A 20,444-nucleotide genomic window follows, 5' to 3' on the forward strand; every position below is an offset into this window, starting at 1 on the left:
TACTCCGGATATTTAGTGTCAATAAAACTTGAAAGTTTCTCGAATTATCAAAACTCCGGATTGAATACAGTGAGTAAGAAAAAAGACTGTTGTAAATAAATTCTGTTATTTATCATATTCAGTCGTTTTGCTTAGGGAGAGAATATGAATAATAGATAATCCAAAAAGTTCAAGGAAATAATACCAATTAATCGATTTTTAAACCAATAATTGCTTCTATTATGAGACAAATCAAAATTAACGGAGTGATGAAGGCCGTACTGTGGGCTATCATATCCGTGTTTTTTTCTTTCACACAGTTATCGGCGCAGAACGCCTCCACTAGAATAATAAAAGGTAAGGTGATCTCTAGCGTTTCGCAGGCTTCTGTACCTGGCGCTTCAGTCTCCGTTAAAGGAACACATAATTCAGTTATTGCGGGGGATGACGGTGAATTTACTATTTATGCCCAAACGGGTGATATATTGGTTGTATCTTATGTAGGATTTAAATCGAAGGAAGTGAAGGTAGCCGCTGGAGAAAATACAATAAACATTGGTCTCACCCAAGATTACAGCAATCTGCAGGATGTTGTGGTAATTGGATATGGTAAAACGAGAAAATCAGACTTAAGTAGTGCCGTAGGTACGATTTCAAATACAGAACTTACAAAAACCATAAATGTTACCCTTGATGAGGCACTGCAAGGTAAAGCAGCCAATGTATATGTATCTCAAACCAGCGGCCAACCTGGTGCAGGCGCATCTGTTATTATAAGAGGGGTTAGCACGGTTACTGGTAATTATCAACCGCTATATGTAATAGATGGTGTTCAAATAAGGCCCAGCACCCCTACTGGTGGAACTTATAACCAACCATCAGGATATACTAATGAACTGGCTGGGTTAAATCCTGATGATATCGAAAATATAAGTGTACTGGAAGGGGCGGCAGCAACCTCAATATATGGCGCAGCGGGGGCAAACGGGGTCTTAATGATTACTACAAAACGTGGTAAGTCAGGACAAACAAAAGTAAGTGCAAGTAGCTTGTTAACTTCGCAACAAAGGCCTACAGAAAGGCCCGTAATGAATTTGCAGGAATATGCAATATACATTCATAGGCTACAAGCGCTAGGATTAGTAGGTGCTGAGCCACCTGAATTAGGAGACCCTTCTCTATTAGGACCAGGAACAAACTGGCAGAACGCACTATTTCGCAATACCCTCTTGCAAAAGCATTCATTAGCGATAAGTGGTGGTTCAGATAAAACAACCTTTTATTTATCAGGAGACTATTTGTCCCAGGATGGGGTTGCGCTGGGCTCAGGTTTTAATAGAGGATCTATAAGGCTGAATCTCGACAACCAGGCGAATAAGTGGCTTAAATTCGGGGTAAGTTTAAATGCATTTACAACAAAAGAAAAAGTGAATACCCTCAATGGAAACTTGATTAATATCGCTATTACTCAAAATCCAACTATACCTGTAAAAAATCCCGATGGTTCATTTGGCGGTCCTGCACCAGCTCAGACGCAATATGCTCAAACGAATCCGGTTGCATTGGCGTTACTCAACAACAACTATAATACCTCTTTTGGGGGAATCGGAAATTTTTACCTCGACATAAGTCCGATAAAGGGCTTGGTATGGCACACAGAAGTAAATGGCAACTATACATTTACTAATAATTACACTTTCAATCCTTATTATTCTCTTGGATCTTACCAGGGAAACAAAACTTCAGGCAGCAGGGCAAGCGGTAATAATTACTGGACATCGCTTAATACAAGAGTTCAGTATGATTTTGCAATTCAAAAACATGTTATTACGGCTATGGCCGGGCACGAAGCTGCCCACTACGCCTACCAGGGTTTAAGCGCTTCGGGCATTAATTATTCTACAAGTTTAATCCAGGAATTAAGCGTGGCGGACCCATTGTCTCCTCCGGGAACGAGTTATAGAGGTGATGGCGCCACTGAGTCATATTTTGGGCGCTTGAATTATACATACGACAATAAGTATATTGCGCAATTTGTAATAAGGAGAGATGGAAGCTCCAACTTTGGAGCAAACAATAGGTTCGGAACATTTCCCGCAGCGTCAGTTGCGTGGAAAATATCTGAAGAAAAATTCATGAAAAGTCTCACTTTTATCAATGATTTAAAACTAAGAGCTGAGTACGGCATCTCAGGAAATTCCGGTAACAACGGCAGCGCTATATATTCTAATTTATATGCCGCATCCACAGTGTGGGGAGGTGGCCTTTTGCCGGCAAATTTTCAAAATCCGAATTTAAAATGGGAACAGGATAAATCCAAAAACATAGGGCTTGATCTTCATATGTTCAATAACCGGGTTGAAGTGATTGCAGATGCCTACATAAAAGATATTTCTAACCTTATATTGATTGCATCAGGATCGGATGTTTTAGGCGGAAATATCAGTGGCGGATATGGGGGCCTTCTGAGCTGGCCTACTGAAAATTATGGCGGCATTCAAAACAGGGGTCTGGGTATTACACTTAATACCGTAAATGTTTCTACAAAGGACTTTCAATGGAAAACCGGTTTTAATTTTTCAATTGATAAGAATAAAGTAACAAAATTAGTAACCCCGCTTCTCACAACCTATCAGTCTAATACAAACAGCCTGCAGGCCCAATTTCTTACCGAAGTTGGCCAGCCAATTGGTATGATCACTGGCTATATTGCTGAAGGGCTTTTTGCTGATTATAAGGATATAGCAGGCCATGCCATACAAACTTCTAATGGTATTTTAACAATTGATCCAAGACAGGGGTCATGGGTTGGCGATGTTAAGTTTAAAGATATTGCCGGAAAGGATACAATAATAAATGGAAAACATGAAAGTTTACCGGATGGAATTATTGACGCAAAAGACCGAAAAATACTTGGAAATCCATGGCCAAAATTTACTTATAATTTCACGACCTCCTTTAGTTATAAGGGCTTCGATTTAAGTTTATTTTTCACAGGAGTATCGGGAAATCAAATACTCAACCTAACCCGTTATCAGAATGAAATGCCCCTTGGATCAGGCGTTTATAGCAACTATTACAAATCGGTGGCAAATTTTGCAGTGCCCAGTAGCCTGGACGCAGCGGATGCACTTACTGCAACATTAACCAATCCTGGTACAAAAATTTTCCGGCCCACACAAACGGACGCCAATGGAAATGTGAGGCTTTCTCAATGGGACATCGAAAATGGCTCATATCTTAAGTTAAAAAATGCACGCCTAGCATACCGGGTTCCGTCGAGGTACTTATCTTCTACTCACATTATAAGGGGTGCCACCATTATTGCCCAGGCACAAAATGTCTTTACAATAACGAAGTACACGGGTTTTGATCCGGAAGTGGGAATGTATAACTATAAAGGTGTTACCAATATTATAGGATTGGATGAAGGTAGATATCCGGTTACAAGATCCTATTCAATAAGCCTGGCTTTAGACTTTTAAAATAAATCCGAAAAAAATAATTTATGAAACAAAAAATATTAATAGCAATTACATCTTTTGTGAGTTTCTTTTTCATACAAGGATGTAAAAAAGATTTTCTTAACCGGCCGCCCCAGTCTTCACTTACATCAGGAGTTTTTTACGCCACAGACGCCGACATTCTTACTGGCACAGGGGCTCTGTATAGCGTTTCATGGAGTTCTTACAACGGAACGCCCCTCAATGCTTTCGGGGATGTTTTGGGCGGTAACCTTATATGGGATAATTATCAAAACAGGGCTGCTTATATTAACTTCGCGATTTCAGCTACCGACCAAAGCGGATCTCTTTCCAGTACTTACAATGCCTTCTGGTCTGAGATAGCAAATGCCAACGTTATTGCTTATAATATTCAACACGCTGCTCCGGGCGCATCTGTATCGGGTAAAAATTCCGGCTTGGCAGAATGCAGGTTTATGCGTGCAACGGCATATTATTATCTCGCGTTAAATTGGGGAGCCGTACCGATTATTTATGATAATATAAAACAGATTGGTGACACAGGTATTCGTAGAAATAACCTCGAAGATGTATGGAAATTAATTATTTCCGATCTGACCTGGGCAAAAGATCATTTGGGAGCGACACCTCTGCAGCCGGCCCGTATTACCAAGTGGAGTGCCGAAGGCATGTTAGCAAGGGCTTATCTGGTGAGGTCCGGTTTAGGTCAATCTGGAGGCACACGTGTTCAAAGTGATCTCGACAGTGCCAAATTTTATGCGGGCGATGTATGTAACAATAGTGGCTTAACATTAATGTCAAATTACTATGACCTTTTTACCAGTAAAAATTTCAGTGGTACCAATGTTCCATCTGAAAGCTTGTTTTCTTTATTGTGGGTTCCGAATGGTGATTATTTTGCGCACAATCATATGCAGGCTAATCTTGCCTACTCTTCTAAAATAACTCAAACTGGTGATGGCTGGGGCAGCTCATTTGGCGCGTCTGCCAGTCTATTGCAATATTATTTCGATCCTGCGAATAAAGCAGATTCTATTCGCAGAAGGGCAACATTTTTTATGCCGAATACTTACTATCCGGATATTGATGTGGCAGATGGAGGCTGGAAAGTTGATACCACCTTATTCAATAATTCCAAAATATACGTACCTGGTCAGTCCGGCAACGGAAATACCAATGACAGGGCTTTCGTAAAAAAATATGTAATTGGTTCTCCCGCTGACAATGGCGGAATCGGCGGAACACAGAATATAAATTTAAATACCTATATGTTTAGGCTTGCCGAGGTATACCTGATATATGCGAATGCAATTTTGGGTAATAACGCATCAACATCTGACCCGGAAGCATTGAAATATTTTAACGCTGTAAGATTACGGGCTGGAATTGCCCCAAAATCATCTATTACATACGCAGATATTTTCCAGGAAAAGAAAGTTGAATTTGCCTTCGAGGGCAACGCCTGGTACGACTGGAAGCAGTGGTATTATTTTGACCCAACTAAGGCGTTGCAATACTTCAGTACACAGGACAGGGGACCTTATAATATTTCTTATAATAATGGGAATCCATTTATTACTTTCTTTGGCCCAGATAATAAAACACCTGGTACCGTTACTTATCCTATTACGCCAAATACTGTAGATGCTCCTTACCCCGAGACATCACTTTTGGTAACGCCATCCTTAGCGCTACCGCCCGTACCTTTTGATTTTAGCAAACTGAAATATTAAGAACCTCATTTTAAATAAATTGATATGAAACAAATAGGACTATTGATAATTATAGCAGGAGGTATATTTTTTTCCTGCAAAAAAAATGAATCTGGTTCGGGACAGCCAGTAATCACAAACGTAAGAAGCGTTGACACCACAAAACGTGATAGTTCATTTACCAAGGCGATTCCAGGCACTCTTATCGTAATACAAGGAAATAATTTTGATGGATTAGAGGCTGTATTTTTCAACGATACATCCGCGTACTTTAATCCGTCCTTTGCAACCAATACAAATATAATCGTTACTATACCGGCAACTGCCCAAACGGCTGCAACGGACCCAACAGTTCCGAGCATTATTAAAGTGGTAACTAATCATGGAACGGCAACATACTCTTTCCAGCTTTATTTGCCTCCTCCGGCCATAACTTCTATTTCCTTTGATAATAGCGGAACGATGGTTTTCATTAACGGATATAATTTCAAAGGTGTTAAGAAAATTACATTCCCTGTGCCCGGTGCCGACACCGCACTTTCCTATTCAGTTAATAAAGAGTTTACCCAGATAACTGCGGCGATACCTCCGGGAGCTGCTTTTAACGATTCTCTACGTGTTTATGCCACTTTTGGAGTTGGCGCATTTTCTTATCCGCCTCCCATGATTATCACTTCAGTTTCCAATGAAAACAGCACAGCAGGTACAATAATCACGTTAAACGGGACAAATTTTGTTGGTATCAGCGACGTAATCTTTCCGGGAAATATTATGGGGACGAATTTGCAAATTGCCGGCGTTAATCAGTTGTCCGTTACTGTGCCTCCGGGAATCACCACTACCGATTCCTTGAGATTAAGCGGTACATTGGGTAAAGCAGCTTCACCTCAACTTTTTGATTCGTATATCACCCACCCGTCACCTGGTTACTTGTCTACCTTTGATGTTCAATACAACACTGACAACACAGGTTTCGTGGGCTGGACAGGTGGTTATGCTGATGCTCCAACCACATCAGCCAATTATCCCGGAGGAACGGGCGCTTCAGCAGTTTTGTTGCAATCAATTGCAATGCCAGCGAATGCTGGTCCAACCTCTCAAGGCAATCCTGGGCTCTTGCAACTAAACGCTGTGCCGTGGGTGTCTAATACAGGCACTTCAATAAATAGTTATTCACTAAAATTTGAGCTTTTCGTTAAAACTCCATGGACTTCCGGAGAACTATGGATTGCAGTTGGTGGATGGTATGGATGGAGCTCTTATACGGCAAGATATGCTCCGTGGGAAACGGCTGCAAGTGGCAAATTTCAGCCAACGGGGTGGGTAACTGTAACTATTCCTCTGACAAAATTCATTAAAGGAAATGAATTTTGGCAAACATCATGGAACCCGGCAGGAGCGGCTGCTTCGAAGTTCTCAGATTATCCTGCAACGGCCTTAGGTTTCCTTATTGCAAATGATCAACCAAAGGCAGTTCCGGCAAATAGTATAAACCTCGCTATAGACAATGTTAGAATTGTAAAGGGGCAATAATGAATGGTGAAAAAGAATTTTAAAATGGAAAAATTATCATCGGCCTCAATTCTTTTTGTTGTGTTACTAAACATAAGTTGTAAAAAGAATTCGTTGGCTGGCGGCGGTGGGGGAGGTATTAATCCTCCCCCACCAACTGATAGTGTTTATAATCCTACAGACCCTTCTTTAACTTCAACCATCGGGTTTTTTAACGAAGGATGGAAACCAAAATCTTTTACCGTGCCCGACGTCATTGCCGGGTCGGTTGCCTCAAATTCAGCAACAGATTCCTTAACGATTGATGTAAATAAGGTACTCGTTAAGGTACCCCCCTACGTTTATGGGGCCAATTCAAATTTATGGAGCGGGCAAACGGTTAACCAGCCTGCTTTAATGCAATACCTTACCGATCTTTCTCCCAACATAATCCGCGGCCCTGGCGGTAGCATCAGTGATGTTTATTTCTGGAACGGTACAGATGCAAATCCCTCTCCCCCTGATGCGCCAGCTAGCCTGCTTAATTCGGCGGGAATAGCCACCACCGCCAGCTACTGGTATGGTGGTAACAATGCGTCGTGGACATTTAGTCTCAGCAACTATTATAATCTACTTGCACAGACAAATAGCACGGGAATCATTACTGTAAATTATGGCTATGCACGCTATGGTACAAGTGCCAATCCTGTAGCAACGGCGGCGCACCTGGCAGCTGATTGGGTAAGATATGATAAAGGCAGGACAAAATATTGGGAGATTGGAAATGAAAATTATGGGAATTGGGAAGCGGGCTACAATATCGATCCGGCTAAAAATAAGGATGGGCAGCCGGCCACAATATCCGGCGCTGTTTATGGCAGCCATGTAAAAATATTTGTAGACTCGATGAAGACCGCAGCACAGGAAACAGGCGCCACTATTTACATCGGTGCAGTGTTATACCAGCAACTGCCTGCGAATTTTGACTATACGTCAATTAAAACATGGAATCTTGGGGTGTTACAAAATGCCGGCAGTAAAGTAGATTATTTTATTGTACATGATTACTTTACCGCTTATGCCGCCAATTCTTCCGTGTCGGACATTTTAAATACAGGAGCTACAATTCCTGCTGGCGTAATGTCTTATGTGAGCCAGCAATTAACTGCTTCCGGAGTGGGATTAAAACCCGTTGCCTTTACTGAGTGGAATATCCAGGCGATCGGTTCCAAACAAAGTGTTTCTTATATTTCAGGTATCCACGCGGCAAAAACGATCGGTGCCATTATTAAAAATAATTTTGGCGAGGCAAGCCGGTGGGATATTGCCAACGGTTATGCAAACGGCGACGATCAGGGCATGTTTAATAATGGTGACGAGCCGGGGGCTCCTCTGTGGAATCCACGGCCATCATTTTATTACCTGTACTATTTTCAGAAATTTTTTGGCGACCGAATGGTATTTGATACGCTTAAAGCGCTAAATTCAGATATTACTACCTATTCTTCAACATTTTCTTCAGGCCAGGCGGCAACTGTTATTATCAATTCAGCGGGCTTGAGCCATGTGGTTGCTATTGACTTTAAGCATTTTCCTGCCGGCAGTAAATATTACTGGTATGTGCTTACGGGCGGAACAGATAACGCCCCATTTTCAAGCCAGGTATTTGTTAATGGAAATGGACCTTCTACGGCAACTGGTGGACCCTTGAACTACAGCTCGCTTAAAGCTTATTCAGCAAATCTTAATGGTACTATAAAAATCAATGTACCTCCATTAAGTGTGATTTATTTGGTTGCAGATAAAAAATAGACCGGCGTTATTTTATTTAAGGATAAGGGAAACCATAATTTTTATTTAATAAAAATTATCGTTTCATGTTTATATTAGTTGATTGCTTAAAAATATTTAGTGAGAAATCTTATTATATCGTTCATCCTGCTTTCATTAATTACCTCCTGCGCTTCACCCAAAAAGCGCAACGGTTTATTTTTTTCCATTTTGCCTTCATCCCAAACAGGTGTTGATTTTAATAATGCAATCGTCGAAAATGATTCAACGAACATGTTTGTAAATGAATATACGTATATGGGCGGTGGCGTAGGTATAGGCGACTTTAATAACGATGGCTTGCCTGACATATTCTTTACAGGCAGCCAGGTAAATTGCGCATTGTATATTAATAAAGGCAATATGCATTTTGAAGATATTACAAAAAGCGCCGGCGTAACAACTAGTGCGTGGTGCACAGGCGTAAGCATTGTTGATATTAATAATGACGGGTGGCCCGATATTTACGTTTCCGTATCAGGCAATGTGCCTGGGAACAAAAGAAAAAACCTGTTATATATTAATCAACATAACCTCACCTTTAAGGAAGAAGCGGCAGAATATGGGCTTGCAGATTCATCTTATTCCACCCAGGCAGTTTTTTTTGATTACGACAAAGATGGAAGGTTGGACATGTACCTGCTGAATCATACATTAAATGATCATAGGCCAAATGATATTCGGGATAACAGAATTGACAGCGATGCAATAGCAGCAGATAAATTATATCATAATGAAGGTATATCGGCGGGCATGGACCACCCTGTATTTAAAGATGTGTCTAAACAAGCCGGCATTATAGAGGACGGCAATGGCCTTGGTGTTACCGTCAGCGATTATAACGGTGACGGATACCCGGATATATATGTTGCCAATGATTACATAAAAAATGATCTTCTTTGGCTTAATAATAAGAATGGAACATTCAGTAACTGCATAAGTTCTGCAATAAAGCACCAAAGTTACTCCAGCATGGGTGCCGATGCTGCTGATTTAAATAATGATGATAAGACAGACATTATAACGCTTGATATGCAGCCGGAAACAAGTGAACGAAAAAAAATGATGTATTCGTTTTTAAATGACCAACGCCACCAATTGGAAATGGATAAAGGTTATCAGCCGGAATATATTCACAACATGCTGCAGTTAAATAACGGTACAAGACAAATGAACAATCGGAAAGAACCCTTTTTCAGCGAAATTGGCGAAATGGCCGGAATTGCCGAAACTGACTGGAGTTGGAGTGTTTTGATTGCGGACCTGGACAATGATGGGTGGAAAGACGTACACATAACGAATGGCCTGGGAAGGGATCCAACCAATATCGACTTCCTTGAATACCGTCATCAGACCGTTATGGCCAGTGGAATTCCGGATAATGACCCTGCCCAGATCAAAATTTTTATGGATCACCTGGCTCAGTTAGGAAGTGTTTCACTAAACAATTATTTATATTTAAACAACGGTGGATTATCCTTCCAGGATATTTCAGCAGCCGTAGGAATAAATCAAAAATCGATATCTAACGGTGCCGCCTATGTGGACCTGGATAATGACGGCAATCTTGATCTTGTTACCAACAACATAAATGGTAACGCATTTATTATTCATAATGAGATGGGTGCACAAACTGATACTCTTAAAAAAAATAGTTACCTGGAAATTAAATTGAATGGAGATACATTAAATAAAGAAGGGATTGGCACTGTGTTGTATGCTTATTCAAATGGTGTAACACAAATGCTGGAACAATACCCTGTACGAGGCTATTTATCAACCGTAGACAGCAGGCTGCATTTTGGATTTGGTCAACATAATTGCGATTCACTAAAGATCACCTGGCCCGACGGAAAAATGCAATTGATAAAACACCCTCCATTAAATAAAATATTGTTCGTTAGCTATAAAAATGCAGCTCTTGAAAACGCACGAACTGATTCGATTTCCGATTCAAATTTTGCAGATGTTACTCAAAGCCTGAATATAGATTTCCAACATAAAGAAACCACGTTTTTTGATTATGGTTTTCAGCCGCTTCTTCAACAAAAGTATTCGCAGGAAGGGCCATTCTTAAGCACGGGAGACATGAACGGTGACGGGCTTGAAGATTTTTTTATCGGTGGTGCCTTTAAACAATCGGGCAATGTGTTTTTGCAACAAAAAAACGGCACATTTAAAAGCAAAGATCTTACCACAGGTACCAAATACGAAGAAGATATGCAGAGTGTTTTATTTGACGCTAACGGTGACGGTTATCCTGATCTATTCATTGCCGGCGGCAGCAGCGAATTTGACCCCACCTCTTCTTTTTACCGCCCACGCCTTTATCTTAATGATGGAAAAGGAAATTTCAAATCAGACAGTCTTGCATTTTCGCCAATTATCCGTACTCCAGCAAAAGCCATTGCTATTGCTGATATGGATGGCGATGGTGACATGGACATTTTTATTGGCGGAAGAGTGACGCTAGGTACGTATCCCTTTCCACCTCGAAGTTATTTGTTACGAAATGATAGGGGCAGGTTTACCGATGTCACAAGGTCCGTTTGCCCGGAACTCGAAGATATTGGACTTATAAATTCTGCACAGTGGATAGACATAGATGGAGATAAAAAACCAGAACTTATTATGGCAGTAGATTGGGCTCCCATACGTATTTTTAAGAACAATGGAACGACGCTTACTGAAATTACCACTCAGACAGGATTACAAAATTTTCCAGGACTCTGGAGAAGTTTTGTCGTTACAGACATAGATCATGATGGCGACCTGGATATAGTTGCAGGCAACATAGGATTAAACAATCCGTACCACATCAACCAACAACAGCCTGCAGAATTAATTGCAAAAGATTTTGACGGAAATGGTACGATCGAGGATATTTTATGTTATTACATTAAGGATAATAGCGGCAAATACATTTTATCATCTGGTATTTCCAGGGACGATTGGGCGAGACAAATGCCCTCCATCAAAAAAAAGTATGAGCAAAACAGTTCATATGCGAAGGCATCGATGGATGAATTATTTAATAAAGAAATGATGACCGGTGCTACCGTTTTAAAATGCAGTGAAGCGAGAAGCGGTTATTTTGAAAATAACGGTAAAGGTCAATTTACTTTTCATCCTTTTCCTTTGATGGCACAAGAAGCGCCTGTTAACGCTATTGTTTGCGATGATGTAAATGCAGATGGAATGACAGATGTTATAATTGCAGGAAACGAATACCAGGGTAATGTGATGCCGGGACGTTATGATGCCTCCTATGGTTTGCTTCTAACGGGAATGGGCAAAGGACAATTTAAAGTGGTACCTCCGGCAAGCAGTGGCTTAATAATCGATGGCGACGTAAAAGATCTTAAAATAATTACCGTTGGAAAACGAAAGATATTATTATCAGCAGTGAATGATTCGAAAATGAAAGCGTTCAGTATTAATAAAAATAAACACGAAAAATTTTGAGTGTTTAAGACTTGCCTTATTTTGACGCAATATCTCTTGCGCAGTTATGCATGTAAACTTTATTTTAGTTTCATTCAACCACTTTCCCCTTAAATAAATTGAAGAAATTAACGGAATGTTGTCCTGCTGGTTCCTTACCATGTTCATTAATCGACTGATCTACGAAAATGAGATTTTCAATAAATAAATTGTAACCGGTTGCAATTTTTGAATTTTTTTCTCTACTTTGCATGAATATTGAGGTTTGGAACACAAAATTGCTTGATTAAATATTCGGATATCGAGCCTCAGTAACACTTGTAAGTTTCTAGAATCATCAAAATCCTGGATCGAATACAGTAAGCATGAGTAATGGTTGTCATAATTAAATTGCATTATTTTATCATGTATATGCATTTCATTAATGCAATCAATTGCATTGTTTATAGTTGGCCCGGTTATTACGAGTAAAGTCCGATTGCGTATGAATATCAGAGTATCTAAACATAAGGTATTAGCTAATCCAAGGGAAAAACTGCCTTTAAAAATATTGTGGACACCCTTCAGAATCATTTCTCCGGTAACGTTTTCCAACTGCATGTGCCTGGTAGCAATCTATCCCCGTGGAAAAATCGGGCACGATCACCTTTGCCGATTAAGATTATAGTAAAAAAATCTAAAAACTAATTTCTATTCCATCATTCGTTTACCAATAATGCGCTTAATAAAAAATATTTTAAATCATGATAAAAAAAATCAAAGCCAAAATTCTCTGCGTTATCCTCATGCAAATGTTTGCAACCTGGGGCTTTGCTCAAACCCTAGTGGTAAAAGGCACCATAGAAGATGATACAGGAGCACCCGTAGCCGGCGCTTCTGTTGTTGTCAAAGGAAGCAATACTAACGGTACTACCACAGACGCAAATGGTACTTATTCTCTTTCCGTACCCGCGGGAACAACCATTGTTGTTAGTGCCGTAAATTTTCTTCCTAAAGAAATAAAAGTTACCTCAGGCGGCACAAGAAATGTTGCCTTAACCCGCTCAGAAAAATCGTTGGGCGAAGTGGTGGTAATCGGTTACGGTACTCAACGAAAAGAAGCCGTAACGGGTTCTGTTGCCTCAATCAGTGGGGCAGCGCTACGTGAAGTACCGTCGACCAATATTACGCAAGCCCTGCAAGGCCGTTTGGCAGGCGTGGAAATTTCACAAACCGATTCGAAGCCGGGTGCTACTATGCAAATTCGGGTTAGGGGTACAAGATCACTTACGGCCGACAATAACCCGTTGATAGTACTCGATGGTATCCCTTTTGTCGGTGGGCTCGGTGATATTAACCCCAGCGATATCAAAAGTCTTGATGTATTGAAAGATGCTTCGGCAACAGCAATTTACGGCTCGCGTGGTGCCAATGGGGTTATTTTAATAACAACCAACAGAGGCCGCAAAGGAGATAAGCCAAGGGTATCGTACAACGGTCGTGTCGGTGAAGTTACTCTTTTTGCCAAATACCCAATGATGAACGGCCCCGAGTTTTACGCGCTTCGTAAAGCAGCGGGTTTATATACAACCCTGGGAGCTGATGAAGACAGCACGGCAAATACTGATTGGCAGAAAATGTTTTTCAAAACCGGTTGGGAGAATAGCCATGATGTGGATGTTTCCGGCGGAACCCAGGGTGGTAACTATAGCTTCGGGCTGGGATATTATAACAACCAGGGTGTAGTACCTACGCAGGCATATACCCGTTATTCAATGCGGTTTGCCATTGACCAGGAAGTTGGTAAATATTTCCGCTTTGGCTTAACAACAAATAATAATTATAATCTTACTACAGGCAGCCAGGTAGGCTTGTACAACGTTTTGAGCATGTCGCCTATCGCTGTTCCCTATAACCCGGATGGCACATTGAAGAGAAGCATACAAATGCCATTAGATAACCAGTTTGTTCAAACAAAAAGTGTGGTAGACAGTTTAAAAGATCTTTGGCTAAATGAGACCAAGGGCTATGCGACATACAATTCAGCCTACGGTGAAGTGAAAATTCCGGGTGTACAAGGATTAAAGTATCGTTTTAACCTGGGCCTGGATTTTGTTCAGAATAATAACGGTGCATTTACCGGACCGGGCGTGGGAAGTTCCAATCCAACAACGCCATCAACTGCTTCGGTTGATCATCAAACTACCTACCACTGGACAATGGAAAACCTGCTTAGTTATGACCGTACTTTTGCAACAAAACATACATTGAATATAGTAGCATTGTATTCTGCCGAACAAAACAGGTTTGTGAGGACAAACATGTCGGCGCAAAACGTCCCTTCTGACGCTTTTCAATACTACAATATTGGTCAGTCAAACGCAACAGATATAACGGTTGATCCAAGGAACCAGGCTTACCAGTTATCTGGTTTAACGTCGGCGATGGGACGTGTAATGTACTCCTATAGTAATAAGTATATGGTTTCTGCCACCATACGCTCTGATGGTTCTTCCAGGCTGGCGCCTGGACATAAATGGCACACCTATCCTGCAGTTTCTGCCGGATGGAATATTACCAACGAACCGTTTATGCAAAATATATCTGTTATAACCAGGCTGAAACTTCGGGCCGGATACGGAGAAACCTCCAACCAGGCGGTTGCTCCATACTCAACCCTGGGCTTGTTATCAACTTCCCCCTATAATTTTGGACCTACAGGATATGCAACGGGGCTATATGTATCCCAACTGCCTAACCCACAATTAGGTTGGGAATATTCTAAGACATGGAACTTCGGACTGGACTTCGCCTTACTTAAGAATAGGCTGTCTGGTACAGTAGAGTACTATATTACGAATACCAATGATATCCTTTTGGGAGTATCGCTTCCCCCAACATCCGGAGTGGCCAGCTATACAGGAAATATTGGATCCACTCAAAACAAGGGTATTGAGGTTAGCCTCGACGGAACTATTCTCGATAACGTAAATGGATGGACCTGGACAGCAGGGTTTAACGTGTATGCAAACCGGAACAAGATAGTTTCCCTGGCTTCCGGCGAAAAGCAGGATATAGGCAACGGATGGTTTGTGGGTCACAATATTAATGCTATTTACGATTATAAAAGAGTAGGACTTTGGCAGGCTAAAGATCAGTATTTAAGCGTCCTGGAACCAGGCGGAAAAGTCGGTATGATCAAGGTGCAGTATACGGGTGCTTACAATCCGGATGGTTCGCCGACAAGAGCAATTGGGCCCGCTGACCAACAGGTTATGGATGTAGATCCAAAATATGAAGGAGGCTTCAACACCAATGTATCTTATAAAGGATTTGATTTCAGCATTGTCGGAGTTTATCAGCACGGAGGAATTCTTGTAAGTTCCATCAATGGCTCAGCAGGCTATCTTAATCTTGAGACCGGCCGTCGTAACAATATCAAGATTGATTATTGGACACCCACCAACACCGGGGCCAAATATCCGAATCCGGCTGGCGTAATAAGTGGCGACAACCCTAAATATGCCAGTACGCTTAGTTATTTTGATGGTTCCTATATGAAGGTAAGGGCAATCTCACTTGGCTACAACTTTGCAGAGAACAGCTTGCTGAAAAAATCCCAAATCAGCAACCTGAGGCTTTACTTCACGGTACAAAATCCTTTTGTTATGTTCTCGCCATTCACGAAAGAAATGGGCCTCGACCCGGAACCCAACTCCTATGGCAATCAAAATGCAGCAGTACCATTCTCTTACAATCTAAGAAGGATACTTACAGTAGGTTATAATACGCCATCTACCCGAAATTACGTACTCGGCGTTAACTTGACATTTTAAAATAATAATATTATGAAACATATTCAAATAAAAACTCTAATCGCCTCCGCACTGCTAACAGTAGTCTTTGCGGGATGTTCTAAAATTTTGGACGAGAAGCCGCGAAGCATTTACACGCCGGGATTTTTTCAGACTCAGGCTGGTGTTTACGACGGATTAACCTCTTTGTACTCTAACCTGAGATACATGTACGGGAATGCCTACTACTATAATTCCTGCGAAACCGGGACAGACGAGGTGACTTATGCTCAAAGCGCTGACCAAAACTTCAAAGTAATGGACGTTAGCGGTAATGGGGATATTACTTCTACTTCGAGCCGTGCAGACGTGCTGTGGAATAACGTATTTCACAACATCAACACCGCCAGCGGTATTATTCAAAATGCCAGCGCAGTTGGGCTCCCGGCTTCACTTATCGCTGAGGCCAGGTTTTTCCGTGCATTTGATTATTTCCAACTGGTACAAACTTTCGGTGGAGTGCCTTTGGATCTTGGAGCAGGAGAGCTTCAGTTTAATACAAATCCAGTAAGAACGTCCGTGCGCAACACGGTTCCGGAAGTTTATACGAAAGGTATTTTTCCTGATTTGGATTCAGCCGTAAATGACTTGCCAGCTGCGGGTCGTGTAACGGGTGGTGCTACCCAAACCCTTGCCCGCCTATATTTAGCCAAGGCCTACCTTACCTATGCCTGGTGGTTGCAAAACCCAAACAACATTCCAACATACCCCGCGAGCGACCGTAAGGACCCCGGGGGACATGATGCTGCGTATTACTTTCAGCAGGCATATGATGTGGCAACGGCCGCTATTCAGAGTCATGGAGCCTTTGGTTTACAGCCAACTTACTATGACCTGCATGTAGGATCGAATGACCGGAATAAAGAGGTATTATTGTACGCAGATCATACACAGCAAAACGAACAGTACAACGGCGCCAGCCTGACTTATGGCAGCGGTGGCGGCCAGGATAATTTCGCAGGCTGGATGATGACCTGGAATTATACCGTTATACACAGTGCCAAAGATCCTGCCTGGACAAGTACGGTTAATTCTGTACAGCGTGCTGCGGAGCAACACCTGGGACGCCCATGGACCCGTATGTGCCCAACAATCGGTGCGATTGAAAATACTTTTTCCGATAAAACTAACGATTCACGTTACGATGGCACATTTACCACAGTTTATCGCGGCAACTGGAACTTGGCAGGAACCGGAGTTAGCCAACAAACATTGTATGGCGCAAATGGATTGCCGCTGAAGGCGGGAGATGCTGTTTTGACTTTTCTTGACAGCGAACCGGGTACCCCTATTACCTATCCCAGCGGAGCAGGTAAAAGCAATTGCGGTGGAGGAGAATTGCCCGGAAGATCAGACTTTGTAATATCACCGGAAGGCATAAGTCGTATCACGTATCCGGGTTTATGGAAACTTGGCGAATACCGTACAGATAATGCCGGCGGACTCGGACAACCTAATGCTGCAAGTACACGCCCTTTTAACATTGCCTATTTTTCCGAGCTCTACTTTGTTGCGGCCGAAGCTGCCGTAAAAGGTGCAACTACAACAGCAGGTATGGGTGCCCGGGACCTTGTTAATGTAATTCGTGCACGTGCAGGCATGTGGCGCTTCGACAATAACGGTGATTCAACCCGGATAGAAGACCATAGCGCTGATATGATTGCTGCTACGCCCGCTACTATCGATATTAACTATATTCTTGCAGAGCGTTCACGCGAATATTATGGTGAAGGCCAGCGCTGGTTTGACCTGGTACGCACCCAAACCTGGGCAGACCTTGCCTCAACCTATAGGATTTGCGGACCTAACAACGGAGATCATACACCGAAGACAATAACGCGGAATATTCAACCTTCTCTTTATCTGCGCCCCATACCGCAAGGTCAGCTCGATGGTATGCAAGCGTCCGATGCAGACAAGGCAGCTTATCAGAACCCAGGATACTAAAAATTGTGTGTTTTTGCAATCTTCAAAAGGAACGGCATTTTTCGTCGTTCCTTTTTTTAATTGTATCCGGAAGCATGGATTACTATAGAACACAAAATATTTGTAACCAACCCCCAGCTGTTGTTCGCCGGTTTTTTTTATAATGAAACAGATGTATTCAAGCAAGGGTGTTTATATCAAATAGAGTTAATTTGTTAAACAAAATCAACAAACCGTAAACGATTATCTTAACTTCTAATAATATCTTCAATGAAACAACTCTGTTCAATCTTTTTCCTACTCTCAACAACTGTTGGTTTTTCCCAAAATAAAAACCTGTTAAAACTATGGTACAATAAGCCGGCCGGTAATACCTGGGAAAATGCATTACCTGTTGGGAACGGAAAGCTGGGCGCCATGATATATGGAAACGTAGATACTGAAACTGTTCAATTAAATGAAAATACTGTTTGGAGCGGCAGTCCAAACCGCAACGATAATCCACTGGCCCTGGATTCATTGGCGGTAATCCGTAAGTTGATTTTTAATGGTAAACAAAAACAAGCCGAAATCCTGGCCAATCGTGTTATTATCAGCAAGAAATCGCAGGGGCAGATGTTTGAGCCGGTAGGTAATCTTGTCCTGGCTTTTCCCGGGCAGCAAGATTATTCACATTACTACCGGGAACTCGATTTGGAAAATGCGGTACAAAAAACGACCTACCAGGTTGGCGACATTTCATATATGCGTGAAGTAATCGCCTCGTTACCTGACAGGTTGATTGTAATACATTTAACGGCCAGCAAGCCAGCCAGCATTTCTTTTACCGCATCTTTCTCAACCCCGGAGCCAAATGTGAGTATAAAAACAAATACTACCAATGAACTTACCATCGCCGGTACAACTATAGATCACGAAGGAGTGAAAGGTATGGTGAAATTTAAAGGCATTGCACGATTTAAGCTGGCTGGGGGATCTCTGGCTAAAACAGATAGTACACTCGATATAAAAAACGCCAGTGAAGTAACCATTTATATTTCCATTGCTACCAATTTTAATAACTATCATGATCTTAGTGGTAATGAAAATGAAAGGGCGGCCAGCTACCTGTACAGGGGATACTCAAAATCTTTTGCCACTATTTTAAAAGCACACATTGCCGCCTATAAGAAGTACTTTGACCGGGTAAAACTTGATCTGGGCACAACGGAAGCGTCCACGCTTCCAACAGATGAGCGCCTGGAAAATTTTGATACTGCAAACGATCCGCAGTTTGCTGCCCTTTACTACCAGTTCGGGCGGTATTTATTAATTTCCAGTTCGCAACCGGGCGGCCAGCCGGCCACCTTGCAGGGAATATGGAATAATAAATTATATCCGCCATGGGACAGCAAATACACCATTAATATAAATGCTGAAATGAACTATTGGCCCGTTGAAAAAACCAACCTGGCCGAGTTAGATCAGCCTTTCATCCAAATGGTAAAAGATATGTCCGTAACCGGTAAACAAACGGCAAGGGATATGTATGGGGCAAGGGGATGGATGGCTCATCACAACACAGACATCTGGAGGGCAACCGGTGGTGTGGACGGCGCTTTCTGGGGCATATGGAACAATGGGGGCGGATGGACAATTCAAAATCTTTGGGAACATTATTTATACAATGGCGATAAAAATTACCTCGCGTCGGTTTATCCTGTCTTAAGAGATGCAGCACTATTTTATGTTGATTTTTTGGTGGAACATCCAAAATATCACTGGCTGGTTTTATGTCCTGATATGTCGCCCGAGAATGCACCGGCAGCCCACCAGGGCTCCTCCCTCGATGCGGGTGTAACCATGAGCAATCAAATTGTTTTTGATGTGTTTAGCACCGTTATTGATGCTGCGAAAATTTTAAATAAAGACAAAACATTTTCCGACAAATTAAAACATATACGCAGCCTTTTACCACCGATGCACATCGGCCAATATGGCCAATTGCAGGAGTGGTTAGATGATGTGGATGATCCAAACGATCATCACAGGCACATTTCGCATTTATACGGCCTGTTTCCATCCAATCAAATATCACCTTACCGCACGCCTGAATTATACAGTGCCGCCAAAAATACCCTTATCCAGCGCGGGGACGTATCAACCGGCTGGAGCATGGCTTGGAAGATAAACTGGTGGGCAAAAATGCTGGACGGTAATCACGCTTATAAGCTCATTCAAAACCAGCTTAGGCCCGTAGGTACCAGCGCGGAAGGAGGCGGAACCTATAATAACCTTTTTGATGCGCATCCGCCTTTCCAGATCGATGGTAATTTTGGTTGCACATCAGGCATTACCGAAATGCTGATGCAAAGTGAAGATGGAATGTTACACCTGCTGCCTGCTATTCCTGATGTATGGCAGAAATGGGGGAGCGTGAGCGGGCTACTTGCAAGAGGCGGTTTTGAAATAATAAATATGCAATGGAAAGAGGGTAAACTGGTGAAGGCAACAATCAAATCGGGCTTAGGGGGTAACCTGCGCCTGCGGGTTCCCAACCAGGTGACATTAAGTGGTGGTGCCGGATTAAAGCCTGCCATTGGAGGAAACTCGAATCCATTTTATAAAACTGAGGTAACACCGGCGCCCATTATATCGCCGAAAGCAACAATAACACTTCCTGAACTTAAAAAAACTTTCGTCTACGACTTGCCTACCCAACCGGGAAAGACCTACACAATCGTTTTAAAATAATGAATTGTAAT

General features: G+C 42.1%; 9 protein-coding genes. 8 read left to right on the forward strand and 1 reads right to left on the reverse strand.

The annotated features are described in order from the left end of the window. Positions 1-221 precede the first annotated feature (221 nt). The 5 genes from FW778_RS20910 to FW778_RS20930 all read left to right on the forward strand — a co-directional run bounded on the left by FW778_RS20910 (position 222) and on the right by FW778_RS20930 (position 11,962). On the forward strand, positions 222-3,464 hold the full coding sequence (locus FW778_RS20910) for a SusC/RagA family TonB-linked outer membrane protein (RefSeq protein WP_150416839.1): 3,243 nt from the start codon (positions 222-224) through the stop codon (positions 3,462-3,464). Positions 3,465-3,487: 23 nt separating this feature from the next. Further along, complete coding sequence (locus tag FW778_RS20915; protein WP_150416840.1) at positions 3,488-5,197, forward strand: RagB/SusD family nutrient uptake outer membrane protein; 1,710 nt, start codon at positions 3,488-3,490, stop codon at positions 5,195-5,197. Positions 5,198-5,221: 24 nt separating this feature from the next. Then, complete coding sequence (locus FW778_RS20920; RefSeq protein WP_150416841.1) at positions 5,222-6,709, forward strand: glycan-binding surface protein; 1,488 nt, start codon at positions 5,222-5,224, stop codon at positions 6,707-6,709. 24 nt (positions 6,710-6,733) lie between these two features. Then, positions 6,734-8,479 (forward strand): alpha-L-arabinofuranosidase, encoded by a 1,746-nt coding sequence (locus FW778_RS20925; protein ID WP_150416842.1) that lies wholly within the window; start codon positions 6,734-6,736, stop codon positions 8,477-8,479. A gap of 99 nt (positions 8,480-8,578) precedes the next feature. Then, positions 8,579-11,962: a VCBS repeat-containing protein gene (locus FW778_RS20930; RefSeq protein WP_150416843.1), complete on the forward strand. Its 3,384-nt coding sequence runs from the start codon at positions 8,579-8,581 to the stop codon at positions 11,960-11,962. 70 nt (positions 11,963-12,032) lie between these two features. Here the strand turns inward: FW778_RS20930 and FW778_RS23305 are convergent, their stop codons facing one another. Beyond that, positions 12,033-12,194 carry a hypothetical protein gene (locus tag FW778_RS23305; protein ID WP_202552411.1) on the reverse strand — a complete coding sequence of 54 codons (162 nt, stop codon included), beginning with the start codon at positions 12,192-12,194 and terminating at the stop codon, positions 12,033-12,035. Positions 12,195-12,684: 490 nt separating this feature from the next. Between FW778_RS23305 and FW778_RS20935 the strand changes: the two genes are divergently transcribed. The 3 genes from FW778_RS20935 to FW778_RS20945 all read left to right on the forward strand — a co-directional run bounded on the left by FW778_RS20935 (position 12,685) and on the right by FW778_RS20945 (position 20,433). Then, on the forward strand, positions 12,685-15,756 hold the full coding sequence (locus FW778_RS20935; RefSeq protein WP_150416844.1) for a SusC/RagA family TonB-linked outer membrane protein: 3,072 nt from the start codon (positions 12,685-12,687) through the stop codon (positions 15,754-15,756). A gap of 12 nt (positions 15,757-15,768) precedes the next feature. Beyond that, positions 15,769-17,721, forward strand: a complete 1,953-nt coding sequence (locus FW778_RS20940) for a RagB/SusD family nutrient uptake outer membrane protein (protein ID WP_150416845.1) — start codon at positions 15,769-15,771, stop codon at positions 17,719-17,721. Positions 17,722-17,970: 249 nt separating this feature from the next. Next, positions 17,971-20,433: a glycoside hydrolase family 95 protein gene (locus FW778_RS20945; RefSeq protein WP_150416846.1), complete on the forward strand. Its 2,463-nt coding sequence runs from the start codon at positions 17,971-17,973 to the stop codon at positions 20,431-20,433. Positions 20,434-20,444: the final 11 nt, after the last annotated feature.

This window comes from Ginsengibacter hankyongi (assembly GCF_008710285.1).
In the GTDB taxonomy this organism is placed as follows: domain Bacteria; phylum Bacteroidota; class Bacteroidia; order Chitinophagales; family Chitinophagaceae; genus Ginsengibacter; species Ginsengibacter hankyongi.

What these genes read in the sequence shown, in the direction of transcription:
- FW778_RS20910 (WP_150416839.1), top strand. Translation starts at nt 222, where the DNA reads ATGAGACAAATCAAAATTAACGGAGTGATGAAGGCCGTACTGTGGGCT.
- FW778_RS20915 (WP_150416840.1), top strand. Translation starts at nt 3,488, where the DNA reads ATGAAACAAAAAATATTAATAGCAATTACATCTTTTGTGAGTTTCTTT.
- FW778_RS20920 (WP_150416841.1), top strand. Translation starts at nt 5,222, where the DNA reads ATGAAACAAATAGGACTATTGATAATTATAGCAGGAGGTATATTTTTT.
- FW778_RS20925 (WP_150416842.1), top strand. Translation starts at nt 6,734, where the DNA reads ATGGAAAAATTATCATCGGCCTCAATTCTTTTTGTTGTGTTACTAAAC.
- FW778_RS23305 (WP_202552411.1), bottom strand. Translation starts at nt 12,194, where the DNA reads ATGCAAAGTAGAGAAAAAAATTCAAAAATTGCAACCGGTTACAATTTA.
- FW778_RS20935 (WP_150416844.1), top strand. Translation starts at nt 12,685, where the DNA reads ATGATAAAAAAAATCAAAGCCAAAATTCTCTGCGTTATCCTCATGCAA.
- FW778_RS20940 (WP_150416845.1), top strand. Translation starts at nt 15,769, where the DNA reads ATGAAACATATTCAAATAAAAACTCTAATCGCCTCCGCACTGCTAACA.
- FW778_RS20945 (WP_150416846.1), top strand. Translation starts at nt 17,971, where the DNA reads ATGAAACAACTCTGTTCAATCTTTTTCCTACTCTCAACAACTGTTGGT.